Origin of the sequence: Mycobacterium sp. (genome assembly GCF_049802695.1) — a bacterium.
Classification (GTDB): domain Bacteria; phylum Actinomycetota; class Actinomycetes; order Mycobacteriales; family Mycobacteriaceae; genus Mycobacterium.
In genome coordinates this window covers 1-4,303 of sequence record NZ_JBARMY010000148.1, presented here as the reverse complement: position 1 = coordinate 4,303, position 4,303 = coordinate 1, and the positions used below count along the sequence as shown (strand labels likewise).

The window sequence follows — 4,303 nt, the reverse complement described above, 5'->3', positions numbered from 1 at the left end:
GCCAGCGCGCCGCGGCGTCCAGCAGCGCGTCGATGCTGCCGGGCCCCCACTGCACGTCCGGGTTGGCCACCACGATCCACTCGTCGGCGGCCCCACCCTCCCGGGTGAGCTCGGCGACCGCGCGATTGATCGCCGTCCCGTAGCCGAGGTTGCGTCCGGTGGCGAACAGCCGCACGTTGGGGTAGCGCTCGACGGCGGCCTGCGGTGTGCCGTCGGTGGAACCGTTGTCGGCCATCAGTACCTGCACCGGTCGCTCGGTGGCCAGTGGCAGCGAAGCCAGAAAGCGGTCGAGGTGAGGGCCGGGCGAATAGGTCACCGTCACCACCGACAGGACGTCACTCACGCGTTGAGGGTAACGGGCCGCTCCTGAGTGCTTCACCAAGCGCGGCCGACCACGGCCGCAACGGTGACAGTCCGGCGTCAGCGGACTGCCGACCGGACAGCGCCGAGTAGGCCGGTCGGCGGGCCGGGCGCGGATAACGGTTGCTGCTGACCGGCCGCACCCGCTGCGGCTCGGCACCCACGGATTCGAACACCGCACGGGCTTGCTCGAACCGGGTGGCCGCACCGGAGTTGGCAGCGTGCACCAGTCGACTGCGCACCCCCCCGTCGGCCACCTCCAGCAGCGCCTCGGCCAGGTCTACCGCGTAGGTCGGCGAACCGGTCTGATCGTCGACCACGTCGACGGTGCCGTCGCCGGCGGCCAGCCTGCGCATCACGGCGACGAAGTCGTTGCCGCCGGCGCCGGTGTAGACCCAGGCGGTGCGCACCACGGTCGCCTCCGGCGAGACAGCCAGCACGGCCAGCTCGCCTGCACGCTTGCTGCGGCCGTAGACGCTCAATGGCTCAGCCGGGTCGTCGGGTTCGTAAGGACGCGGTGCCGATCCGGCGAACACCCCGCTGAAGACGAAGTCGGTGGAGATGTGCACCAACCGGGCCCCGACTCGGGTGCACGCCCGGGCCAGGTGTTCGGGGCCGGTCGCGTTGACCGCGTAGGCGGCGGCCTCGTCGGTTTCGGCACCGTCCACGTTGGTATAGGCCGCGCAGTTGATCACCGCGTCACCACGCTCGATGATCCGCTCGGCCACGCTGGCGTCGGTGATGTCCCACTGCGCCGACGTCAGCGCCAGCACGTCGCGGCCCTGCCGAGCGGCGGCTGCCGTCAACGCGGTGGCGACCTGGCCACCGGCCCCGGTGACGACAATTCTGCGCGTCATGCCGCCGCTCCTCTCCCCCGCAAGCGGGAGGTACCCCGCCATCGCTTTTGTGCTCTGCATCGTCGCCGGGGGACACGGTCTCAAGCTACCCGGCATACCAACGAGGCAGAAGTAATCTGAAGTGATGCCTGCGCAACGTGTGACTCGTGTGATCGCCACCGTCGCGGCCGTCGTGGTCGTGCTCGGCACCGGAGTGGCGTGGAGCAAGGTTCGGTCCTTCGAAGACGGGATCTACCACATGTTCGCCCCCTCGTTGGGGCACGGTGGCGACGACGGCGCGATCGACATCCTGCTGGTCGGTATGGACAGCCGCGCCGACGCCCACGGCAACCCGTTGAGCCAGGAGGAACTGGCGACGTTGCGGGCCGGCGACGACGTGTCGACCAACACCGACACCATCATCCTGGTCCGGATCCCCAACAGCGGCCGGTCGGCCACCGCCATCTCCATCCCGCGCGACTCGTACGTATTGGCGCCCGGATTGGGCAAGACCAAGATCAACGGGGTCTACGGCCAAGTCAAGGAAGCCAAGCGGGTCAGCCTGGTCGAATCCGGCAGCCCGCTCGACGAGGCAGAGGCGCGTGGCACTGAAGCCGGCCGGGAAGCGCTGATCAATACGGTCGCCGACCTCACCGGTGTCACCGTCGACCACTACGCCGAGGTCGGACTGCTCGGCTTCGCGCTGATCACCGACGCGCTCGGCGGCGTCAACGTGTGCCTGAAAGAGCCTGTCTATGAACCGATGTCGGGTGCCGACTTCTCGGCCGGCTGGCAACGACTCAACGGTCCGCAGGCGCTGAGCTTCGTCAGGCAGCGCCACGACCTGCCCCGCGGCGACCTCGACCGGGTGGTGCGACAACAGGCGGTGATGGCGGCGCTGGCTCACCAGGTGATCTCCGCCAAGACGCTGTCCAGCCCGACCCGGCTGAACCGGCTGCAGCAGGCCATTCAACGCTCGGTCGTGCTGTCGTCGGGCTGGGACATCATGGACTTCGTCAAGCAGCTCGAGAATCTGGCCGGCGGCAACGTGGCCTTCGCCACCATCCCGGTGCTCGAAGAAGCCGGCTGGAGCGACGACGGCATGCAAAGCGTCGTGCGGGTGGACCCCAGCCAGGTCCAGGAGTGGGTCGGCGGCCTGCTGCACAACCAGGATCAGGGCAAGACGGAGCAGCTGGCCTACACGCCCGAGAAAACCACGGCCAACGTGGTCAACGACACCGACATCAACGGTCTGGCCGCCGCGGTGTCGGACGTTTTGACCGCGAAAGGATTTCATGTGGGCGCGGTCGGCAACAACGACACCGGTCATGTGAACGGCAGCCAGGTCCAAGCGGCCAAAGCCGACGATGTTGGCGCGCAGGCGGTCGCCAAAGACCTCGGCGGGCTGCCCGTCATCGCCAATGCGGCTGTACCACCGGCCTCGGTCCGGGTGGTGCTGGCCGGCGACTACACCGGACCGGGCTCCGGCCTGGGCGGCAGCGGATCGACGATGCCGGCCGCCTCGGCGGGTTCCGGCTCGTCCAGCGCGGGCTCGACGGAAAGCTCCGCTCCCTCGCCGTCGCCGATTCTGACCGCAGGCTCCGACAAGCCTGAGTGCGTCAATTAGCGTGCCCGCGCCGATGCAGAGCACAAAAGCGATGGGGGGTACCTCCCGCTTGCGGGGGAGAGGAGCGGCACTTATGACTACGCTCAGCGCAGCGGTCCTAGATCCGATGCTGCGCACCGATCCGGTCGGCCCTCGCATCACCTACTACGACGACGCCACCGGCGAACGCATCGAATTGTCCGCGGTGACCTTGGCCAACTGGGCCGCCAAGACCGGCAACCTACTGCGCGACGAGTTGGGCGCCGGGCCGGCCAGCCGGATTGCGGTGTTGCTGCCGGCTCATTGGCAGACCGCGGCGGTGCTGTTCGGGGTGTGGTGGATCGGCGCCGAAGTCGTGCTCGACGCGACAAGTGCCGACGTCGCGTTGTCCACCGCCGCACGGTTGGATGAAGCCGACACAGTGGCCGGCGGCGGCGAAGTGGCAGTGCTGTCGCTGGATCCGTTCGGTCGGCCGGCAGCTGACCTGCCAATCGGCGTCACCGACTATGCGACTGCGGTGCGGGTGCACGGCGACCAAATAGTTCCCGAACGGATGCCCGGGCCGGCGTTGGCGGGCCGAGCCGTCGACGAAGTGCTGGCCGCGTGCCAGGAGTCCGCTCGAGCGAGGGATCTGAAGCCGAAAGATCGCGTGCTGTCCACGGCGGACTGGCCGGGACCGAATGAGTTGGTCGAAGGCCTGCTGTCGATCCTGGCGGTAGGCGCGTCGCTGGTGCAGGTCGCGAATGCCGATCCGGAGCTGCTGCCGCGGCGGATCGAGACGGAAAAGATCACCCGAGTGCTCTGAACTGCCTGCAGATACATGTTGGTATCGCAATACATCTATGTTAACGTCGGCTTTCCAGAACCCGCGGAAGGAAGGCTCGGCCGATGGCAGTCCAGGGACTATTCGCGAAGGCGGCCGGCACAGTGGTGACCGGACTGGTCGGGGTGACCGCCTATGAGGCAGTGCGAAAAGCGTGGGCCAAGGCTCCGATTCACGAGACAGCGGTGACCACCGCCGAGTGGGGCCTGCGCGGCACCCGTCGGGCCGAGGAGGCCGCCGAGTCCGCCCGGCTGAAGCTGTCCGACGTGATGGCCGAAGCCCGCGAACGTATCGGCGAAGAGGCGCCCACCCCGGCGATCACCGATGTCGACCTGCACGAACACTGACCTGATCGTCGTTTCCGACGCGGCCGGGCGGATGCGGGTCCGGGTGGCCTGGGTCCGTTCCGATTCCCGCCGCGCGGTGGCCGTAGAAGAGGCGGTCGACCAGCAGCCCGGCGTACGGGTGGTGCACGCCTACCCGCGGACCGGGTCGGTCGTGGTGTGGTACTCGCCCAAGCGCTGCGACCGTGCCGCGGTGCTGGCGGCCATCAATGCGGCCGCCCACGTCGCTGCCGACCTGATTCCCGCCCGCGCGCCGCACTCCACTGAGATCCGCAACACCGAAGTGCTGCGGATGGTCGTCGGCGGTGCGGCGCTGGCACTGCTGGGCGTGCGC

General features: G+C 68.6%; 5 protein-coding genes and 1 pseudogene. 4 read left to right on the top strand and 2 right to left on the bottom strand.

The window, feature by feature from the left end; genetic code table 11:
* The coding region (locus tag WA317_RS06125) for a glycosyltransferase family 2 protein (protein WP_425172188.1) at positions 1-325 on the bottom strand (325 nt) is incomplete at its 3' end.
* Between the two features lie 10 nt (positions 326-335).
* On the bottom strand, positions 336-1,217 hold the full coding sequence (gene rfbD / locus WA317_RS06120) for a dTDP-4-dehydrorhamnose reductase (protein WP_425172187.1): 882 nt from the start codon (positions 1,215-1,217) through the stop codon (positions 336-338).
* Positions 1,218-1,341: 124 nt separating this feature from the next.
* Here rfbD and WA317_RS06115 point away from each other — a divergent pair, with 124 nt between their 5' ends.
* The 4 genes and pseudogenes from WA317_RS06115 to WA317_RS06100 form a co-directional block, all read left to right on the top strand.
* Positions 1,342-2,823: an LCP family protein gene (locus WA317_RS06115; RefSeq protein ID WP_425172186.1), complete on the top strand. Its 1,482-nt coding sequence runs from the start codon at positions 1,342-1,344 to the stop codon at positions 2,821-2,823.
* Positions 2,824-2,896: 73 nt separating this feature from the next.
* A complete protein-coding gene (locus tag WA317_RS06110; protein WP_425172185.1) occupies positions 2,897-3,607 on the top strand; it encodes a TIGR03089 family protein in 711 nt (236 codons plus the stop codon).
* Between the two features lie 83 nt (positions 3,608-3,690).
* Positions 3,691-3,972, top strand: coding sequence for a DUF1490 family protein (locus WA317_RS06105; RefSeq protein ID WP_425172184.1), 282 nt, complete (start codon positions 3,691-3,693; stop codon positions 3,970-3,972).
* Positions 3,950-4,303 (top strand): annotated as a pseudogene (locus WA317_RS06100) (copper-transporting ATPase); the annotation flags it as partial. The gene WA317_RS06105 and the pseudogene WA317_RS06100, both read left to right, overlap by 23 nt.